1 rRNA gene is annotated in these 1,159 nt (G+C 53.3%); it reads right to left on the reverse strand.

The features are described from left to right. Window positions 1–1,031 (reverse strand): 23S ribosomal RNA (locus EKG36_RS20405); the annotation flags it as partial. Window positions 1,032–1,159: the final 128 nt, after the last annotated feature.

A 1,159-nucleotide genomic window follows, 5' to 3' on the forward strand; every position in this document is an offset into this window, starting at 1 on the left:
AGCCTTCCCACATCGTTTCCCACTTAACCAGGATTTCGGGACCTTAGCTGACGGTCTGGGTTGTTTCCCTTTTCACAACGGACGTTAGCACCCGCTGTGTGTCTCCCACGCTGCACTCACCGGTATTCGGAGTTTGCCTCGGGTTGGTAAGTCGGGATGACCCCCTAGCCGAAACAGTGCTCTACCCCCGGCGGTGATACGTGAGGCGCTACCTAAATAGCTTTCGAGGAGAACCAGCTATCTCCGGGCTTGATTAGCCTTTCACTCCGATCCACAAGTCATCCAAATCTTTTTCAACAGATCCTGGTTCGGTCCTCCAGTTGATGTTACTCAACCTTCAACCTGCTCATGGATAGATCGCCCGGTTTCGGGTCTATTTCCAGCGACTGGTCGCCCAGTTAAGACTCGGTTTCCCTACGCCTCCCCTATACGGTTAAGCTCGCCACTGAAAATAAGTCGCTGACCCATTATACAAAAGGTACGCGGTCACCGAACGAGTCGGCTCCCACTGCTTGTACGCACACGGTTTCAGGATCTATTTCACTCCCCTCTCCGGGGTTCTTTTCGCCTTTCCCTCACGGTACTGGTTCACTATCGGTCAGCCAGGAGTATTTAGCCTTGGAGGATGGTCCCCCCGTCTTCAGTCAAGGTTTCACGTGCCCCGACCTACTCGATTTCACGGGATCAGATTTTCGGCTACGGGACTATCACCCTGTATCGTTGAGCTTCCCAGCTCATTCGCCTAATCAGTCACCCGCTTAAGGGCTAGTCCCCGTTCGCTCGCCGCTACTGGGGGAATCTCGGTTGATTTCTTTTCCTCGGGGTACTTAGATGTTTCAGTTCCCCCGGTTCGCCTCCCACACCTATGGATTCAGTGTGAGATACCCAGGTTACCCTGGGTGGGTTTCCCCATTCGGAAATGTCCGGGTCACAGGTTGTTTGCCACCTCGCCGAACCTTATCGCAGGCTTCCACGTCCTTCATCGCCTCTGGCTGCCTAGGCATCCACCGTATGCGCTTCATCGCTTGACCATATAACCCCAAGGGGTCTGATCCGCGATGACTCTACGACAATTGCCGGATACGCTTGAGACGTATCTCATGTCCTTTCTTTCGAAAGGAACTTGTCAGCATGATTCACATTGTTAAAGAGCGACTGT

Origin of the sequence: Halomonas nitroreducens, from assembly GCF_003966155.1 — a bacterium.
GTDB classification, from domain to species: domain Bacteria; phylum Pseudomonadota; class Gammaproteobacteria; order Pseudomonadales; family Halomonadaceae; genus Halomonas; species Halomonas nitroreducens.